Genomic DNA, 21,552 nt, shown 5'->3' on the forward strand with positions numbered 1-21,552 from the left:
TAATTCCTATGTTCATAGAAGGCTGTCACCTTCAAAACAAAAAAAGATTAAATTGGAGCACGGTTGTTAGAGAATTTGAAAATAACAGATAGGTTAAGTAATTTGCTGGGATCGATCTAGTTCATTTTGATCGTACGATTGGAAAAAGCAAAAATATTCGGGGGTTGTCATAATGTCAAAACTAAAGCGTAGTGATATAAAAGACATATACTTTTTGTCCTCGACGCAACAAGGAATGCTATTTCATGCTCTAAGAGAAAAGGATAGAAGCGATTATTTTGTCCAGACGAGCTTATCGGTCAAGGGTCAGCTTGAACTGGAAGATCTTACCACGAGTTTCCAGTGTATTATTGAGAAATATTCGATCCTAAGAACGAACTTTTTGTATGAAAAAATAGATCAGCCCTATCAAGTCGTATGGAAAACGAGAAAGGCGAATGTGCATTACGAAGACATCAGGGAGCTCGCAGAGAAAGAGAAGGAAGCCCGTGTACAAGAGTATGAGAGCCGGGACAGGGAGATGGGATTCGATCTTAGAAAAGATCTGCTGATGAGGCTGTCGGTGATCCAGACGGGTGAGGACACGTACAGAGTGATCTGGAGCTACCATCACATCATCATGGATGGCTGGTGCAATGGGATCGTTCTGGGAGATTTGTTCAAATATTACGTTCAATTGAAAAGCGGCCAGCGCGTGGAGCTGGAAAAAGCATATCCGTACAGCGATTACATCCAGTGGCTGGGGGAGCAGGATCAAGAAGAGGCGTTGGAGTATTGGGAGAACTACTTGAGGGGGTACGAGCAGCAGGCCAGCGTACCGATGCAACGGAAAGGCGAAGGAAACAGGGAGTACCGGCAAGAGGAAATGTTCGTCACCGTAGGGGAAAAGGAGAGCGGTCAATTGAACAGGCTCGCCCAAACGTACCAGGTGACGATCAACACGATGATCCAGGCGATCTGGGGGATTTTGCTGCAAAGGTACAATCAAGCGAGCGATGTGGTGTTTGGTGCGGTGGTCTCAGGAAGACCTGCGGAAATTGAAGGTGTGGAGAAGATGGTGGGGTTATTCGTGAACACGATTCCCGTCCGAGTTTGCGCAGAGCCGGCGGAGCGATTTGCAGACCTGGTGAAAGGGATGCAGCACAGAGCGTTAGCCTCGGAGAAATACGACTACGTATCGTTGGCGGATGTGCAGGCGAAGAGCCAGGTGAAGCAAGGGCTGCTGGATCACCTCATAACGTTTCAAAATTTCCCTATTGGTGAAGAGCTTAAGAATCAAACGGGCGGTGAAGGATTAGGCTTCGAGATAGAGGGAGTCGAAGCGTTCGAGCAGACGAACTATGACTTTAACATCACGGTCATTCCGGGGAACCAGCTGACGTTTAAAATGAATTACAATGCAAAGGCGTATGATCAGGAGTTTATCCGGAGAATCGGGCAGCATGTGGAGAGAATCATCCAGCAGATCGTGGAGCATCCGGAGCTGCGGATCCAAGAGATTGACATCGTAACGGAAGAGGAACGGGAGCAGGTGCTGGTGTCGTTCAACGAGACCGAGGCGCCGTACCCGAGGGAGAAGACGATCAGCGAGTTGTTCGAGGAACAGGTAGCAAAGACTCCTGGGCAAGTAGCAGTGGTGTATGAAGGGGAGGAGTGGACGTACGAAGAGCTGAATGCAAGGTCGAACCAAGTGGCACGCGTGCTGCGTAAGCATGGGGTAGGGACCGAGACGATCGTGGGCATCATGGTGGAACGCTCGCTGGAGATGATGGCCGGGGTCTTGGGCATCCTGAAGGCAGGAGGAGCGTATTTGCCGATTGACCCGGACTACCCGACAGAGCGGATTGCGTACATGCTGGAGGATAGCGGGACGAAGGTGCTGCTGACCCAGAAGCGGCTGACGGACCGGGTGGCGTTTGAAGGAAGCATCGTGGCGTTGGATGAGGCGGGCGTGTATGCAGAGGAAGAGAGTGGGAATATCGCGCGCGAGCATACGGCCGCTAGTTTGGCGTACGTGATTTATACGTCCGGGTCCACCGGGAAGCCGAAAGGGGTCATGGTGGAACAGCGCAATGTTGTCCGGTTACTGTTCAACGACAAAAACTTGTTTGACTTTGGCGATACGGACACCTGGACGTTGTTCCATTCGTTCTGCTTCGATTTTTCCGTGTGGGAAATGTACGGGGCGTTGTTGTACGGAGGGAAGCTGATCGTGGTACCTCAACAGACAGTGAAAAATCCACAACAATTCCTTCAATTACTGAAGGATCAACAAGTAACCATACTGAATCAAACGCCGATGTATTTTTATCAGTTGCTGCATGAAGAAGGAAGAGAGGTTGGAGAGAAGCTAGCCGTAAGGAACGTAATTTTCGGAGGAGAGGCGTTAAGCCCATCCATATTGAAAGAGTGGAAAAGGAAACAGCCAGATATACGATTGATTAATATGTATGGAACAACAGAAACGACAGTGCATGTTACCTACAAAGAAATCACTGAAGTGGAGATTGCTCAAGGGAAGAGCAACATTGGGAAACCGATACCAACCTTGAGGGCTTATATACTGGATAAGCAGCAGCGGATACAACCTATAGGTATACAAGGGGAGTTGTATGTTGCAGGAGAAGGAGTGGCACGAGGGTATTTGAACCGTCCGGAGCTGACGGAGGAGAAGTTTGTAGAGGACCCGTTTGTGCCTGGAGAGCGGATGTACCGGACGGGTGACTTAGCCAGATGGCTGCCGGACGGGAACCTGGAGTACTTGGGCCGGATCGATGAGCAGGTAAAGATCCGTGGCTTCCGGATTGAGTTGGGAGAGGTGCACGAGCAGCTCATGAAGCATGAAGCGGTGGAAGACGCGGTGGTCGTGGCCCGGAAGGGAGAAGAAGGCCAAACGTACTTGTGCGCGTACGTGGTGACGGAAGAGGAGCTGCCGGTGTCGGCATGGCGCAAACATATGGGAGAAAGTTTGCCGGAATATATGATCCCGTCGTACTTCGTACGTGTGAAGAAGCTGCCGCTGACGCCAAACGGGAAGGTGGACCGCAAGGCGCTGCCAGCCCCGGAAGGGGCGGTACACACGGGTGTGGAGTACGTCGCGCCACGAAACGACGTGGAGGCGAAGCTGGCGGACATCTGGTCAGAGGTGCTCGGTTTGGAGCGCATAGGAGTCCGGGACAACTTTTTCGAGCTTGGGGGGCACTCGCTGAAAGCGATGATGCTGGTGTCGCGGATTCACCAGGAGCTGCAGGTGGAGGTGCCGCTGCGCGAAGTGTTCGGGAACGGGACGATCGAAGCGATGGCGGGCTACTTGCAGGAAGCAGAGAAGAAATCATATACCGCGATAGAGCGGGTGGAAGCGAGAGCATTTTATCCGGTGTCGCCGGCACAAAAACGGGTATATGTGGTCCAGCAACTGGAAGGAGCAGGAGTCAGCTACAATATGCCGACGGTGCTGAAACTGGAAGGAAAGCTGGACCGGGGCCGTCTGGGCGCGGCCTTGCAAACGGTGGTGAACCGGCACGAGGCCTTGCGCACGTTCTTTGATATGGCTGACGGGGAACTGGTGCAGCGGGTACACGCGGAAGTAGAACTGGCTGTAGCGTACGAAGAAGCGAGCGTTGCGGAAATCGAGCGTCTGATCGAAACGTTAATCCGTCCGTTTGATCTGAGTCAAGCACCGTTACTGCGGGCGGGCATCCTACAGCTAGGGGAAGAGGAGCATGTGCTGGTGGTGGACATGCACCATATCATCTCCGACGGGGTGTCGATCAACCTGTTCCTGCAGGAGTTCATGCAGGCGTATGAAGGACGAGAGCTTGGGGAGCCCGGGATCCAGTATAAGGATTATGCGGTATGGTTGCAGGAGCGGATCCAGAAGGGAGAGATCGAGAAGCAGGAGCAGTACTGGCTGGGGGCGTTCGCAGGAGAAGTGCCGGTGCTGGAACTGCCGACGGATTATCCGCGTCCGGCTATGCAGCAGTTTGAAGGTGCCAGCGTAGGATGCGCGCTGGGAGAGGAGTATAGCTGGAAGCTGGCGAAGCTGTCTCGGGAGCGAGGAGCGACACTGTATATGACCCTACTTGCGGCGTATACCGTGCTGCTGTCGAAATATACAGGTCAAGAAGACATCGTCGTGGGAACGCCGATTGCGGGAAGAGGGCACGCCGACCTCGGTGAAGTAATGGGGATGTTCGTAAATACGTTGGCGCTGAGGAACCGCCCGCAAGGGGAGAAAACGTTCGTATCGTACCTGGAGGACGTGAAAACGCAGGTGCTGCAGGCGTATGAGAACCAGGAGTATCCACTGGAGGAGTTGGTGGAGAAGCTGGGGGTACGGAGAGATTTGAGCCGGAATCCGCTGTTTGATACGTTGTTCGCGTTGCAAAACGTGGAGATGAAGGAGTTCGGTCTGGAAGGGCTGAAGGTAAGTGCGTACGGGCACGAAGGAAAGATTGCGAAATTTGATGTGAGCGTGCAGGCCGTCGAAGGGGAAGGGAAACTCTACTTCCAGATGGAGTACGGAAGCCGGTTGTTCCGCCAAGAAACGATGGAGAGATGGAGCAGCCATTGGCTGAAGCTGTTAGAGCAAGTAGCGGATCAGCCGGAGATTAAGCTGTCGGACATTGAACTGCTAACAGAAGAGGAACGGGAGCAGGTATTGGTAGCGTTTAACAAGGCCGAGGCACCGTACCCGAGGGAGAAGACGATTAGCGAGCTGTTCGGGGAGCAGGCGGAGAAAACTCCTGGGCAAGTGGCAGTGGTGTACGAAGAGCAGGAGTGGACGTACGAAGAGCTGAATGCAAGGTCGAACCAAGTGGCGCGCATGCTGCGTAAGCACGGGGTAGGGGCCGAGACGATTGTGGGCATCATGGTGGAACGTTCGCTGGAGATGATGGTAGGAATCCTGGGCATCCTGAAGGCAGGAGGAGCGTATTTGCCGATTGACCCGGACTATCCGGTAGAGCGGATTGCGTACATGCTGGAGGATAGCGGGACGAAGGTGTTGCTGACGCAGAAGCGGCTGACGGACCGAGTGGTGTTTGACGGAAGCATTGTGGCGTTGGATGAGGCGGGCGTATATGCAGAGGAAGAGCGCGGGAATATCGCGGGCGAGCACACGGCTGCTAGTTTGGCGTACGTGATTTATACGTCAGGGTCCACCGGGAAGCCGAAAGGGGTACTGGTAGAGCATCGATCTTTGGTGAATTTGTCACTATGGCACCAGCAACAGTATGCAGTGACAGCGAAGGATCGAAGCACGAAATTCGCAGGATTCGGGTTTGATGCGTCGGCGTGGGAAATTTTCCCGTATTTGATTAGCGGCTCCACGATCCATATCGTCAGCGAATGGATTCGCAGCGATGTGAAGCAATTGCAGCAGTATATGGAGAGTAACGGGATTACGATTAGCTTTTTACCGACGTCGATGTGTGAAAAGTTTATGGAAGAAGAAGTCGGCTCCTTACGGTTGTTGTTAACGGGGGGAGATAAGCTACATCACTATAAGAGGCAGAAGTATGAGATCGTCAATCACTATGGACCAACGGAGAATACGGTAGTAGCCACCAGCTATGTGGTGGAAGAAGGGGCAAGCAATATCCCTATCGGAAAGCCGCTGCCGAATATGCAAGTGTATGTGCTGGGTGAAGCGAACCAGTTGCAGCCTATCGGAATCGCGGGAGAGCTGTGCATAGCCGGAGACGGGCTGGCGCGAGGATATTTGAACCGTCCAGAGCTGACGAAGGAGAAATTTGTCGAGAACCCGTTTGTCCCTGGAGAGCGGATGTACCGGACGGGGGACTTGGCCAGATGGCTGCTGGATGGGAACCTGGAGTACTTGGGCCGGATTGATGAGCAGGTGAAGATCCGTGGCTTCCGGATTGAGCTGGGAGAGGTGCATGAGCAGCTCATGAAGCATGAAGCGGTGGAAGACGCGGTCGTCGTAGCGCGGAAGGGAGAAGAAGGCCAATCGTACTTGTGCGCGTACGTGGTGACGGAAGAGGAGCTGCCGGTGTCGACATGGCGCAAGCATATGGGCCAAAGCTTGCCGGAGTATATGATTCCGTCGTACTTCGTGCGAATGGAGAAGCTGCCGCTGACGCCAAACGGGAAGGTGGACCGCAAGGCGCTGCCGGCACCGGAAGGGGCGGTACACACAGGCGTGGAGTACATCGCGTCACGAAACGACATGGAGGCGAAGCTGACGGACATCTGGTCGGAGGTGCTCGGTTTAGAGCGCATAGGGGTCCGGGACAACTTCTTTGAGTTGGGAGGAGACTCGATCAAGGCGATTCAAATCAGCGCTCGTTTGCATAAACAACAGTTGAAGCTGGAGATCGCGAACTTGTTCCTGCATCCGACAATTGAAGACGTGAGTCTGTATGTACAGCAGGTGGAAATGAGCATCGATCAAGGTCAAGTGAAGGGGCAGGTAGAGCTCACCCCGATTCAGCGATGGTTTTTCGAACAAGACTTTCAAGCGAAGCATCATTGGAACCAGTCGATGATGCTATATAGGCAGGAAGGCTTCAACAACGAGGCGCTGAGGGAGGTTTTGCAGGAACTGGTGGCCCATCATGATGCGCTGCGAATGAGGTATGAGGGCGAAGGAGACAGCATCGTTCAAGTTAACGCAGGGATCGAAGGGAACGAAATCGAGCTGAGCGTCGTGGAGATCGTCGGGGATGCAGAGGAAGCGGCCAGACGGATCGAGACGGAGTCGGAGCGTCTGCAAAGCAGCCTGAACCTGCAGTCGGGCCCGCTGATGAGAGCCGGATTATTCAAGACTAGTGAGGGAGACCACTTGCTGCTGGCGGTCCATCATCTGGTGGTCGACGGAGTCTCATGGAGAATTCTGCTGGAAGATTTGGCGCTCGGGTATGAACAGCGTCTGGCGAATGAGGAAGTGAGTTTGCCGGAGAAAACGAACTCGTACCAACAGTGGTCCAAGGAACTGAACGAGTATGCCAACAGCAGGAAGCTGCTGAGGGAGAAGCCATATTGGAAAGCGGTGGAAGAGGCGGAGATTGCAAGACTGCCGAAGGACGAGGAGGTTGAAGCGAAAGGGAATACATGGGGAGAGAGCCGAATCGAAATCGTGGAGTTCACGGAAGAAGAGACGGAGAAGCTGTTGAGAAACGTGCATCAAGCGTACCATACGGAGATGAATGACATCCTGCTGACGGGATTGGCACTGGCCGTGGAAGAGTGGACGGGAGAAGAACGAGTAGGGCTGACGCTGGAAGGACACGGAAGGGAAGAGATCATCAAGGGAGTGAACGTGAGCCGGACGGTGGGTTGGTTTACGAGCATGTACCCGGTGGTGTTGGAAATCCAGGGAAGGAAAGAACTGGGGAATCAAATCAAGCAGGTGAAAGAAACGCTGAGAAGGATACCGAATAAGGGGATCGGATACGGGATTCTAAAATACGTGACGGAGAAGGAAAGAACCCAGGAGCTGGAATTCAAACAAAGACCGGAGATTAGCTTCAACTACTTGGGGCAGTTTGACGCGGAGATGGGAAGCGGCGTATTTGAAGGCTCCGGGATGCCGACGGGAAGCGCATTTCATCGAGATTCGGAACGAGTACACAGGTTGGACATAGGCGGCGCCATTATGGGAGGCAAGCTGCGGATGAGCATCCAGTATTCGGGAGGAGAGTACCGGGAAGAGACGATCAAGGGATTGCTGGAGAGTTACCGAGACCACCTGTGCCGGATTATCGAGCATTGTGTACAAAAAGAGGATGCCGAAATGACTCCTAGTGATTTGGGAATCAAAGAGTTAACGATTGATGATCTTCAAAAGATTACAGACAAAGTCAACTTGCTCATTTAGTTCAGTACTAAGTTTAGTGCTTAAATATTCAAGTATTTTGCGCATATTGGCATATTCCAATATGGGTCTTCTAATTATCTCCATATGAGGTTGGCCATCTAAAAACTGGCTGACCTCTATTTATTAATGAGATTATAAGACAGAACGTTCAAGAATTAAGGACAAAGATCCCGTTACACAAACTGTTCGCAATGGCGAGCGAAGTTATGAGTGGCAAGAAGGATTGGGATTATCGGTTTGATATAAAAGAAGAGGGTGACGATGAACCCTGTAATTGCTCTGGTCTGGATGTGTCAGAAGGTGCAAACCACGCCCAAGCCTTTCTTGAGAAGAACAAGCCGTACGGCAAAACATTCGGTTTACTCATACAATTGAAGGGTTGCTAACTCTATTAGGACATTTTGAAATCGTTAGAAGTGGAGGTGCTTTGCGTCCTGCTATTATTCTAGAGACCACTGGTCATTATCATTTTCCGATTGTGGAAGTAGCTGACAAACATAATTATAGGCTATATCTTCGTAGCGGGCAGATTGTCTAGGCAGATAATGAGATACCCTGAAATACCGTAGTTTTTGCCTATTTAACGCACTGAACCAGAACTTGTCCGATTCGTTTTGTCGATCCACATGCGGCACGGCCTTTGTTCCCATCCAAATTGATGCCAATGTACCATCAGCCGAAGGTGTGACGTATACAACGCTGCTAGTGGTGAACTAAATGTTATGCTTATGGGTCAAAAAACAGGGTCATTAATTCTTATAGAGGAGCACATTAGATGAAAAAAAACATAAAATTGATTCAAAAGTTAAGCCCCCTTCAGGAAGGAATGTTGTTCCACTACTTGTTAGATGGGAATTCAACTACTTATTTTGAACAAATCGACTTCACTTTTGCAGGTGAAATGAGAATAGATTTATTTGAGGAAAGTTTAAATATTTTATTGAAAAAATATGATGTGTTCAGAACTATATTTATGATTGAAGAATTAAAGAGACCTTTGCAAATCGTTTTAACTGAACGCCCTGCAAAAATTGATTATGAAGATATATCTAACTATGAAGAAAATGAAAAACTATCGTATATCAAAGAATTCAAGAAAAAAGACAGGGAAAAGGGATTCGATCTTAGAAAGGATCTTCTGATGAGGCTGTCGGTGATCCAAACGGGGAAGGAAACGTATAGAGTCATCTGGAGCTATCATCACATCATTATGGATGGCTGGTGCACAGGAATCGTTCTGGGAGATTTGTTCAAGTATTACGTTCAATTGAAAAGCGGTCAGCGTGTGGAGTTGGAAAAAGCGTATCCGTACAGCGATTACATCCAATGGCTGGGGGAGCAGGATCAAGAAGAGGCGTTGGAGTACTGGGAGAACTACTTGAGGGGGTACGAGCAGCAGGCAAGCGTACCGGCGCAGCGGAAAGGCGAAGGAAACAGGGAGTATCGGCAAGAGGAAATGATTGTCACCGTAGGGGAGAAGGAGAGCGGCCAATTGAACAGGCTCGCCCAAAAATACCAAGTGACGATCAACACGATGATCCAGGCGATCTGGGGGATCTTGCTGCAAAGGTACAACCAAGCGAACGACGTGGTGTTTGGTTCGGTGGTCTCAGGAAGACCTGCGGAAATTGAAGGCGTGGAGAAAATGGTCGGGTTATTCGTGAATACGATTCCCATCCGAGTACACGCAGAGCCGACGGAACGATTTGCAGACCTGGTGCAAGGGATGCAGCACAGAGCGCTAGCCTCGGAGAAATACGACTACGTATCATTAGCGGATGTGCAGGCGAGGAGCCAGGTGAAGCAAGGGTTGCTGGATCACATTATGACGTTCCAAAATTTCCCCATTGATGAAGAGCTGAGGAATCAATCGGGAGGGGAAGGGCTAGAGTTAGGCTTCAAGATAGAGGGAGTCGAAGCGTTCGAGCAAACGAACTACGACTTTAACATCACGGTTGTTCCGGGGAAACAGTTGACGTTTAAAATGAATTACAATGCAAAGGCGCACGATCAGGAGTTTATCTGGAGAATCGGGCAGCATGTGGAGAGAATCATCCAGCAGGTAGTGGAGAATCCAGGGTTGCGGATACAAGAGATTGACATCGTAACAGAAGAGGAACGGGAGCAGGTGTTGGTGTCGTTCAACGAAACCAAGGAGCCGTACCCGAGGGAGAAGACGATTAGCGAGCTGTTTGAGGAACAGGTGGAGAAAACTCCTGGGCAAGTAGCAGTGGTGTACGAAGGGCAGGAGTGGACGTACGAAGAGCTGAACGCCAGATCGAACCAAGTGGCGCGTGTGCTGCGCAAGCACGGGGTAGGGGCCGAGACGATCGTGGGCATCATGGTGGAACGTTCGCTGGAGATGATGGCAGGAATCCTGGGCATCCTGAAGGCAGGAGGAGCGTATTTGCCGATTGACCCGGATTATCCGGCAGAGCGGATTGCGTACATGCTGGAGGATAGCGGGACGAAGGTGCTGCTGACTCAGGAGCGTTTGACGGACCGGGTGGTGTTTGACGGAAGCATTGTGGCGTTGGATGAGGCGGGCGTATATGCAGAGGAAGAGCGCGGAAATATCGCGGGCGAGCATACGGCTGCTAGTTTGGCGTACGTGATTTATACGTCAGGGTCCACCGGGAAGCCGAAAGGGGTACTGGTAGAGCATCGATCTTTGGTGAATTTGTCACTATGGCACCAGCAACAGTATGCAGTGACAGCGAAGGATCGAAGCACGAAATTCGCAGGATTCGGGTTTGATGCGTCGGTGTGGGAAATTTTCCCGTATTTGATTAGCGGCTCCACGATCTATATCGTCAGCGAATGGATTCGCAGCGATGTGAAGCAATTGCAGCAGTATATGGAGAGTAACGGGATTACGATTAGCTTTTTACCGACGTCGATGTGTGAAAAGTTTATGGAAGAAGAAGTCGGCTCCTTACGGTTGTTGTTAACGGGGGGAGATAAGCTACATCAATATAAAAGGCAGAAGTATGAGATCGTCAATCACTATGGACCAACGGAGAATACGGTAGTAGCCACCAGCTATGTAGTGGAAGAAGGGGCAAGAAATATCCCTATCGGAAAGCCGCTGCCGAATATGCAAGTGTATGTGCTGGGTGAAGCGAACCAGTTGCAGCCTATCGGAATCGCGGGAGAGCTGTGCATAGCCGGAGACGGGCTGGCACGAGGATATTTGAACCGTCCAGAGCTGACGAAGGAGAAATTTGTCGAGAACCCGTTTGTGCCGGGAGAGCGGATGTACCGGACGGGGGACTTGGCCAGATGGCTGCTGGATGGGAACCTGGAGTACTTGGGCCGGATTGATGAGCAGGTGAAGATCCGTGGCTTCCGGATTGAGCTGGGAGAGGTGCATGAGCAGCTCATGAAGCATGAAGCGGTGGAAGACGCGGTCGTCATAGCCCGGAAGGGAGAAGAAGGCCAATCGTACTTGTGCGCGTACGTGGTGACGGAAGAGGAGTTACCGGTGTCGGCATGGCGCAAGCATATGGGCCAAAGCTTGCCGGAGTATATGATCCCGTCGTACTTTGTACGAATGGAGAAGCTGCCGCTGACGCCAAACGGGAAGGTGGACCGCAAGGCGCTGCCAGCCCCGGAAGGGGCGGTACACACGGGTGTGGAGTACGTCGCGCCACGAAACGACGTGGAGGCGAAGCTGGCGGACATCTGGTCGGAGGTGCTCGGTTTGGAGCGCATAGGAGTCCGGGACAACTTCTTCGAGCTTGGGGGGCACTCGCTGAAAGCGATGATGCTGGTGTCGCGAATTCACCAGGAGCTACAGGTGGAGGTGCCGCTGCGCGAAGTGTTCAGGCACGCAACGATCGAAGCGATGGCAGGCTACTTGCAGGAAGCGGAAAAGACAACGCACACCCCGATAGAGAGGGTGGAAGCGAGAGCGTTTTATCCGGTGTCGCCCGCGCAAAAACGGGTATATGTGGTCCAGCAACTGGAAGGAGCAGGAGTCAGCTACAATATGCCGATGGTGCTGAAGCTGAAAGGAAAGCTGGACCGGGGTCGTCTGGGTGCGGCCTTGCAAACGGTGGTGAACCGGAACGAGGCCTTGCGCACGTTCTTTGATATGGCTGACGGGGAACTGGTGCAGCGGGTACACGCGGAAGTAGAACTGGCCGTAGCGTACGAAGAAGCGAGCGTTGAGGAAATCGAGCGTCTGATCGAAACGTTCATCCGTCCGTTTGATTTGAGTCAAGCACCGTTACTCCGGGCAGGAATCATACAGCTAGGGAAAGAGGAGCATGTGCTGGTGGTGGACATGCATCACATTATCTCCGACGGGGTGTCGATTAACCTCTTCATGCAGGAGTTCATGCAGGCGTATGAAGGAAGAGAGCTTGGGGAGCGAGGAATCCAGTACAAGGATTATGCGGTATGGCAGCAGGAGCGAATCCAGAAGGGAGACATCGAGAAGCAGGAGCAGTACTGGCTGGGAGCGTTCGCAGGAGAAGTGCCCGTGCTGGAACTGCCGACGGATTATCCGCGTCCGGCTGTGCAGCAGTTTGAAGGTGCCAGCGTAGGCTGCGTACTAGGGGAAGAGTACAGCCAGAAGCTGGTGAAGCTGTCGCGGGAGCGAGGAGCGACGCTGTATATGACCTTATTAGCGGCGTACACCGTACTGCTGTCGAAATATACAGGGCAAGAAGACATCGTGGTGGGCACGCCGATTGCGGGAAGAGGGCATGCCGACCTGGGTGAAGTGATGGGGATGTTCGTGAATACGCTGGCGCTGCGAAACCGCCCGGAAGGGGAGAAAACGTTCGTATCGTACCTGGAGGGCGTGAAAGCGCAGGTGCTGCAGGCGTATGAGAACCAGGAGTATCCGCTGGAGGAACTGGTGGAGAAGTTGGGGGTACGGAGAGATTTGAGCCGGAATCCGCTGTTTGATACGTTGTTTACGCTGCAAAACGTAGAGATGAAGGAGTTCGGTCTGGAAGGACTGAAGGTAAGCCCGTACGGATACGAAGGAAAGATTGCGAAATTTGATGTGAGTCTGCAGGCAGTCGAAGGCGAAGGGAAGCTCTACTTCCATGTGGAGTACGGAAGCCGGCTGTTCCGCCCGGAAACGATGGAGAGATGGAGCAGCCACTGGCTGAGGCTGTTAGAGCAGGTGGCGGACCAGCCGGAGATCAGGTTGTCGGACATCGAGCTGATGACGGAAGAGGAACGGGAGCAGGTGCTGGTGTCGTTCAACGAGACGAAAGCGCCGTACCCGAGGGAGATGACGATTAGCGAGCTGTTCGAGGAACAGGTAGCAAAGACACCGAAGCAAGCAGCAGTGGTGTACGAAGGACAGGAGTGGACGTACGAAGATTTGAATGCCAGATCGAACCAAGTGGCGCGTGTGCTGCGCAAGCACGGGGTAGGGGCCGAGACGATCGTGGGCATCATGGTGGAGCGTTCGCTGGAAATGATGGCCGGGATCTTGGGCATTCTGAAGGCAGGGGGAGCGTATTTGCCGATTGACCCGGACTATCCGTCAGAGCGGATTGCGTACATGCTGGAGGATAGCGGGACGAAAATGCTGCTGACGCAGAAGCGGCTGACGGACCGAGTGGCGTTTGAAGGAAGCATCGTGGCGTTGGATGAGGCGGGCGTGTATGCAGAGGAAGAGAGTGGGAATATCGCGCGCGAGCATACGGCCGCTAGTTTGGCGTACGTGATTTATACGTCCGGGTCCACCGGGAAGCCGAAAGGGGTCATGGTGGAACAGCGCAATGTTGTCCGGTTACTGTTCAACGACAAAAACTTGTTTGACTTTGGCGATACGGACACCTGGACGTTGTTCCATTCGTTCTGCTTTGATTTTTCCGTGTGGGAAATGTATGGGGCGTTGTTGTACGGAGGGAAGCTGATCGTGGTACCTCAACAGACAGTGAAAAATCCACAACACTTCCTTCAGTTGCTGAAGGATCAACAAGTAACCATACTGAATCAAACGCCAATGTATTTCTATCAGTTGCTGCATGAAGAAGGAAGTGAGGTTGGGGAGAAGTTAGCCGTAAGGAACGTGATTTTCGGAGGAGAGGCGTTAAGTCCATCCATATTGAAAGAGTGGAAAAGGAAACACCCAGATATACGATTGATTAATATGTATGGAACAACAGAAACGACAGTGCATGTTACCTACAAAGAAATCACTGAAGTGGAGATTGCTCAAGGGAAGAGCAACATTGGGAAACCGATACCAACCTTGAGGGCTTATATACTGGATAAGCAGCAACGAATACAACCTATAGGTATACAAGGGGAGTTGTATGTTGCAGGAGAAGGAGTGGCACGAGGGTACTTGAACCGACCGGAACTGACGGAGGAGAAGTTTGTGGAGAACCCGTTTGCGCCGGGAGAGCGGATGTACCGGACAGGGGACTTGGCCAGATGGCTTCCGGACGGGAACCTGGAGTACTTGGGCCGGATCGACGAGCAGGTGAAGATCCGCGGCTTCCGGATTGAGTTGGGAGAGGTGCACGAGCAGCTCATGAAGCATGAAGCGGTGGAAGACGCGGTCGTCATAGCCCGGAAGGGAGAAGAAGGCCAATCGTACTTGTGCGCGTACGTGGTGACGGAAGAGGAGCTGCCGGTGTCGGCATGGCGCAAACATATGGGAGAAAGCTTGCCGGAATATATGATCCCGTCGTACTTTGTACGAATGGAGAAGCTGCCGCTGACGCCAAACGGGAAGGTGGACCGCAAGGCGCTGCCAGCCCCGGAAGGAGCGGTACACACGGGTGTGGAGTACGTCGCGCCACGAAACGACGTGGAGGCGAAGCTGGCGGACATCTGGTCGGAGGTGCTCGGTTTGGAGCGCATAGGAGTCCGGGACAACTTCTTCGAGCTTGGGGGGCACTCGCTGAAAGCGATGATGCTGGTGTTGCGAATTCACCAGGAGCTGCAGGTGGAGGTGCCGCTGCGCGAAGTGTTTGGGAACGCGACGATCGAAGCGATGGCGGACTACTTGCAGGAAGCAGAGAAGAAATCATATACCCCGATAGAGCAGGTGGAAGCAAGAGCGTTTTATCCGGTGTCGCCGGCACAAAAACGGGTATATGTGGTCCAGCAGCTGGAAGGAGCAGGAGTCAGCTATAATATGCCAACGGTGCTGAAGCTGGAAGGAAAGCTGGACCGGGGTCGTCTGGGTGCGGCCTTGCAAACGGTGGTGAACCGGCACGAAGCCTTGCGCACGTCCTTTGATATGGCTGACGGGGAACTGGTGCAGCGGGTACACGCGGAAGTAGAACTGGCCGTAGCGTACGAAGAAGCGAGCGTTGAGGAAATCGAGCGTCTGATCGAAACGTTCATCCGTCCGTTTGATTTGAGTCAAGCACCGTTACTCCGGGCAGGAATCATACAGCTAGGGAAAGAGGGGCATGTGCTAATGGTGGACATGCACCACATCATCTCCGATGGGGTGTCGATCAACCTCTTCATGCAGGAGTTCATGCAGGCGTATGAAGGACGAGAGCTTGGAGAGCCCGGAATCCAGTATAAGGATTATGCGGTATGGCAGCAGGAGCGGATTCGCAAGGGAGACATCGAGAAGCAGGAGCAGTATTGGCTGGAAGCGTTCGCAGGAGAAGTGCCTGTACTGGAGCTGCCAAAGGATTATCCGCGTCCAGCTGTGCAGCAGTTTGAAGGTGCCAGCGTAGGATGCGTGCTGGGAGAGGAGTATAGCCAGAAGCTGGCGACGCTGTCGCGGGAGCGAGGAGCGACGCTGTATATGACCCTACTTGCGGCGTATACCGTGCTGCTGTCGAAATATACAGGGCAAGAAGACATCGTGGTGGGAACGCCGATTGCGGGAAGAGGACACGCCGACCTCGGTGAAGTAATCGGGATGTTCGTAAATACGTTGGCGCTGAGGAACCGCCCGCAAGGGGAGAAAACGTTCGTATCGTACCTGGAGGACGTGAAAGCGCAGGTGCTGCAGGCGTATGAGAACCAGGAGTATCCGCTGGAGGAGCTGGTGGAGAAGCTGGGGGTACGGAGAGATTTGAGCCGGAATCCGCTGTTTGATACGTTGTTTACGCTGCAAAACGTAGAGATTAAGGAATTCGGTCTGGAAGGGCTGAAGGTAAGTCCATATTGGTACGAAGGAAAGATTGCGAAATTTGATGTGAGCGTGCAGGCCGTCGAAGGGGAAGGAAAGCTCTACTTCCATGTGGAGTACGGAAGCCGGTTGTTCCGCCAAGAAACGATGGAGAGATGGAGCAGCCATTGGTTGAGGTTGTTAGAGCAGGTGGCGGATCAGCCGGAGATTAAGCTGTCGGACATTGAACTGCTAACAGAAGAGGAACGGGAGCAGGTATTGGTGTCGTTCAATGAAACGGAAGCACCGTACCCGAGGGAGAAGACGATTAGCGAGCTGTTCGAGGAGCAGGCGGAGAAAACTCCGGAGCAAGTGGCAGTGGTGTGCGGCGGGGAGCAGATGACCTATAGGGAACTAAATGAACGAGCTAATCAGCTAGCCAGAACACTACAAGCAGAATGCGTGAAGGCAGATGATTTGGTAGGGATTTTGGTCAACCATTCCCTGGAAATGATAGTTGGAATTCTTGGTATCATGAAAGCCGGGGGAGCGTATGTGCCGATTGATCCGGAATATCCTGAAGATCGAATTCGCTATATGTTGGAAGATTCAGGTGCTAAGTTATTGTTATTGCAAAATCAATTACAGCACCGCGTATCGTCGTTTGGCGGAAAGGTATTGGATCTGAACGACGTGAAAGTGTACAGCAAAGATAGCTCAAACTTGAAGTTACCAAGCCAAATCAACAATTTGGCCTATGTGATTTATACTTCGGGTACAACAGGTAACCCTAAGGGAGCTATGATTTCTCACCAAGGGTTGACGAACTATGTATACTGGGCGAAGAACGTGTATGTTAGAGGAGAAAAAAGTGATTTCCCGTTGTACTCGTCAATCTCGTTTGATTTAACTGCAACGTCTATTTTCACTCCATTAATAACGGGGGACGCCATCCGAATCTACGATGGAGAGGACAAAGCAACGTTAATTCAAAACATTATTTCGGATAATGAAGTGGATATTATTAAGTTGACGCCTACCCATCTAAGCTTGGTCAAAAAAATGAAAATTCCTCCTGGCTCAAGAATGCGAAAAATGATAGTAGGTGGAGAGAACCTCGACACAAGTTTAGCTGAAAGCATCTATCGTCATTTTAATGGCTCGATAGAGATTTACAATGAATATGGGCCGACAGAAACGGTAATCGGATGCATGATTTATCGATACGATCCAACAAATAGTATTGGCAAGTCTGTACCTATTGGAGTGCCGGCAGCGAACACGAGCATCTATTTGCTGGATGCACATCGTAAACCTGTACCGTTCGGAGTATCAGGGGAAATCTATATAGCTGGAGACGGGGTGGCACGAGGGTACTTGAACCGTCCGGAGTTAACGAAGGAGAAGTTTGTGGAGAACCCATTTGTGCTGGGAGAGCGAATGTACCGAACCGGAGACTTGGCAAGATGGCTGCTGGATGGAAACTTGGAGTATCTGGGCCGGATCGACGAGCAGGTGAAGATTCGGGGCTTCCGGATTGAACCGGACGAGGTCCGTCAGCAGCTTATGAAACATGAAGCTGTCGAGGATGCGGTCGTGATCGCCGAGAGAAGAGAAGGTGGTGAAGCGTATTTATGCGCGTACTTAGTAACGGAAGCGGAGCTGCCTCCGTCGGTGTGGCGTAAGTATGTAGGGCAAAGCTTGCCGGAGTATATGATCCCGTCCTATTTTGTGCTGATGGAGCAGCTGCCGCTGACGCCAAACGGGAAGCTGGACCGCAAGTCACTTCCGGCACCAGAAGGGTCGGTGCATATAGGCGAGGAGTATGTTGCACCGCGAAACGTGGTAGAGGAAAGATTAGTTGAGTTATGGGCATCCGAACTAGAAGTAGACAAAGCCAAGCTAGGTATTCATGCTAATTTTTTTGACTTAGGTGGAAATTCATTGAAAGTAATGAGGTTGCTGGTGAACAGTATAACGGAGGGTTGGGATTTAACTGTAAGAGATTATTATGTAATACCAACAATTAAGGGACTATCAGAAAAAATTCTAAGCAAAAGAGTGGTACTCAATGAAGATTACGGAAGTAAGATACAGTATAGTATCCCACCTCGGAGAAATAACGTTAGTTTGGAAACATCTTACCGGTTTGAAGATACTGAAATATTAATAACTGGAGCAACAGGTTTCTTGGGTATACATCTAGTAGATCAAATCATTAGCTCCACTTCTTGCAAGATATACTGCCTGGTCCGTGGAGAAAGTATAGAAAGTACAAAGAAACGGATGCTCAAATTATGGGCACATTATTTTTCAAAGAAAGTAACGCGTTATGAAAGTTTGCTAGATAGTAGAATAGTGCTAGTAAATGGAGATGTTGCTCTTGAGAATTTCGGTTTAAAAGAAGAGGAGTATTATCATTTAAAACAAAGAGTTAAAACGGTAATTCATACTGCTGCATTGACTAAGCATTTCGGAAACTATAGTGATTTTGAAAAGGCAAATGTACATGGAACAAAAGAAGTCATCAAATTTGTCGGCACAGATAAAAAGCTGCACTATATTTCCACTACTAGCGTAGGCGGACACTATGCATTGGGAGAAAATAAAGTGCAGTTTGGAGAAAACAATGCATTTATAAATCAAGACTATCAATTTAATGTTTATGTAGAAAGTAAATTTTGGGCGGAACAAGTAATATTCGAAGCAATTACTAGAGGTACGGATGCAATGATTTATAGAGTTGGGAATTTAACCAATCGATATGATGATGGCCAATGGCAAGAGAATCCTGACAGTAACGCATTTCAAAATCATTTGAAATTTATTCTTCAATATGAACAGGTACCGGAAAACGCGAAGAATCATATTGTGGAATTTACTCCAGTTGATGTTTGTAGTGATGCTATTGTAAGAATCATGAATTCTAATATTGATTCTAATGATCAGTATGTTTTTCACATAACTAATCATAATCGTATGAACGTAAGGGAATTCGTAAATATCCTAAATGATAATATGGAAATTCGCACAGTTTCTGATGAAACCTTTGGGCAACTGGTAATCGATATTTCCCAAAATAAGCTCTTGCAGACCGATTTAGTTCCTTTGGTGGCATCTATGTATGAGGTTGAAGAGCAATATAAAGCACTTGTTCAAGTAGATTCAACTTTAACCATAAAATACTTAGATAAACTCGGGTTTCATTGGCCTGCAATAGATGGAACCTACTTGAAGAAATTTGTAAGTGCTATGACTGCATCAGGAATGCTGAAATACGGAGAGAGCAAATCGGCAGTAGACGTCCACGCATGATTGGCAACGCGAACGCGATGATGATCGGGGATGTTCTCTTTTAAGGTTTTCGCAAGCAAAGTTGGTCCAGGCTAGTAAATGAAACGTACAAAGAAACCGCTCCTTTTGTATATGATGGGTCGAACTTCCATTCTACAAAAGAGCGGTTTCTTAATGTAAAAAGTACAAAAAGCTATCCTCTAGCAAAATCATGTGGCGTCTTCACTAGGCTGAAGAGTGCTTGATAAATAATTTCAATTAATATACAATTAATATAATGAATAACACATATTCATTTAAATACAAGAGAGTTAAAGAGACTCTAAATGTCAGATTGGATCAATTGTACTACCGCTCATTTGAGCGTTTTGAGAGGAGAGGAGAAGACAATATGATAGAAGTACAATCGGTAACTAAAAAGTTTGCAAAGTTTTTAGCGTTAGAATCTATTTCTTTTGAGGCGAGGCAAGGAGAAGTACTGGGTTTACTAGGAGAGAACGGGGCTGGGAAAACCACAACGTTAAGATTAATTTCCACAAGCCTAAAACCTACCTCTGGATCAATAAAAGTAGCTGGAATAGATGTAGTGAAAAATCCTTATGAGGCAAGAAAGAAAATAGGAATGTTGTTTGGCGGTGAAACCGGCCTTTATGAACGTTTGACAGCCCGTGAGAACATTGCTTACTTTGGCCAGCTTTATGGATATCAAAAACGAGAAATAAACCATAGAATTGATCAGTTGTCTGAAAAATTTGGGATGGATGGATACATAAACAGGAAGGTTGGAGGCTTTTCAAAAGGGATGAAACAAAAAGTGGCCATTGCACGCTCACTTATTCATGATCCAGAAATTATTTTATTCGACGAGCCTACCTCGGGTTTGGACATCACTTCGGCGAACACGATAAGGCAGGTAATTATGGACTTTAAACAGGAAGGAAAGACCGTTATATTCTCGAGTCATATTATGGGGGAAGTTGATCGGTTATGTGATAGATTGGTCGCTATCCACAAAGGAAAAGTTTGTTTTGAAGGCAGTATCGAGGAGATTTACAATCGATATCAACACCAGGATTTAGATTCTATTTTCACAAGATTGGTAGGTTCTGTATAATGTACCTAAAAGATGTAGGTGTGGTGTTTAAGAAAGAAATGGTTGATTTGCTTAGAGACAAGAAAACATGGTTAGCCGTTTTAATTATTCCCTTGTTGCTTAATCCTTTACTTTTACTATTATTCTCTAAATTACAAGGTAATATAAGCGGAGAAGTTAGCAAAAACATGCCAATAGCAGTTGTCGGTAGCCAATCCTCCATTGTTAATGTGCTGAAAAAGAATCCTGCGATAGCTATTTCCGATGAGAATAATCCGGTAGAACAATTAAAAACTGGGCAAATTCGAGCAATTGTCGAAATTGATGAGTTGTTTGACAAGAAGATAGATTCCAACGAAAGTGCCAGCATCAAAATTATATTTGATTCATCGAATCAGAAATCAATAGTTGCATCAGAACTACTAACAACTCATTTAAAAACGTACAATCAAGAGTTGGTTAACACAAGGCTTGAAAAGTTAAATATATCGTTATCCACCATGCAACCGCTGGTTGTAGAGACCGACAGTATATCCACCATTAGTAGAGAGCTTATGGTTCTAACATTTTTGCTTGCACTGATTCTAGTAATGAATTGTGTGTCTGGGGTTTCTGTAGGCGCCATAGATCTAATTGCGGGGGAAAAAGAACGGGGAACCTTGGAACAACTATTGATAACACCCGTAAATGGAATATCGTTATTAACGGGAAAATTAATAGCCACAGCATTATTTGGGGTAGTTAGTTCTTTAGTAACGACTTTAAGTATGGTTCTATCCGTGAAACTCCTTCCCACAATGGCAGGTAAAGCCGCTGCTAATTTTACAATTTCAGATGAATTTCTTACTATTAGTAATATTTTTATTATTATCTTGTTACTTGTCCTTCTTTCAGTTATGTTTGCTGCGCTGCTGCTAGGAATTAGTTCACTTGCTAGTACATTTAAAGAAGCTCAAACATACTTTACCCCATTTTTACTGGTTGCAGTACTTCCCGTATTTTTAACTCTAAATGTCAATGTGAATGAGATATCGACAGTCCATCTAATGATACCTGTTTATAATGTTGTTCTGGTTTTAAAAGAATTAATGTATGGCACCCAAAATTTTATCCATATCCTTGTGTCTGTTGGTAGTTCGGTATTATTTGTTTTATTATCTATTGTGTTGTTTGCACAAATGTTCCGGAGGGAATCTATCATTGTGAAGTGAAACTCCCTCGGGCATGAATGTTCGGTTTGAGACATGATGGAGCAAAGCTAGAAGCTAA

5 protein-coding genes are annotated in these 21,552 nt (G+C 49.4%); all 5 read left to right on the forward strand.

The annotated features are described in order from the left end of the window. Window positions 1-172 precede the first annotated feature (172 nt). On the forward strand, window positions 173-7,840 hold the full coding sequence (locus UB51_RS07445; protein ID WP_044876769.1) for a non-ribosomal peptide synthetase: 7,668 nt from the start codon (window positions 173-175) through the stop codon (window positions 7,838-7,840). Between the two features lie 206 nt (window positions 7,841-8,046). Next, window positions 8,047-8,226, forward strand: a complete 180-nt coding sequence (locus UB51_RS07450; RefSeq protein WP_044876770.1) for a hypothetical protein — start codon at window positions 8,047-8,049, stop codon at window positions 8,224-8,226. Between the two features lie 389 nt (window positions 8,227-8,615). Beyond that, entirely contained in the window at window positions 8,616-19,211 is a 10,596-nt protein-coding gene (locus tag UB51_RS07455) for a non-ribosomal peptide synthetase (RefSeq protein ID WP_052675795.1), read from the forward strand. Between the two features lie 370 nt (window positions 19,212-19,581). Then, window positions 19,582-20,304 (forward strand): ABC transporter ATP-binding protein, encoded by a 723-nt coding sequence (locus tag UB51_RS07460; protein WP_044876771.1) that lies wholly within the window; start codon window positions 19,582-19,584, stop codon window positions 20,302-20,304. Next, on the forward strand, window positions 20,304-21,494 hold the full coding sequence (locus UB51_RS07465; protein WP_044876772.1) for an ABC transporter permease: 1,191 nt from the start codon (window positions 20,304-20,306) through the stop codon (window positions 21,492-21,494). The genes UB51_RS07460 and UB51_RS07465 overlap by 1 nt, the downstream gene beginning before the upstream one ends. Window positions 21,495-21,552 lie beyond the last annotated feature (58 nt).

Source organism: Paenibacillus sp. IHBB 10380, from assembly GCF_000949425.1.
In the GTDB taxonomy this organism is placed as follows: Bacteria; Bacillota; Bacilli; order Paenibacillales; family Paenibacillaceae; genus Paenibacillus_AQ.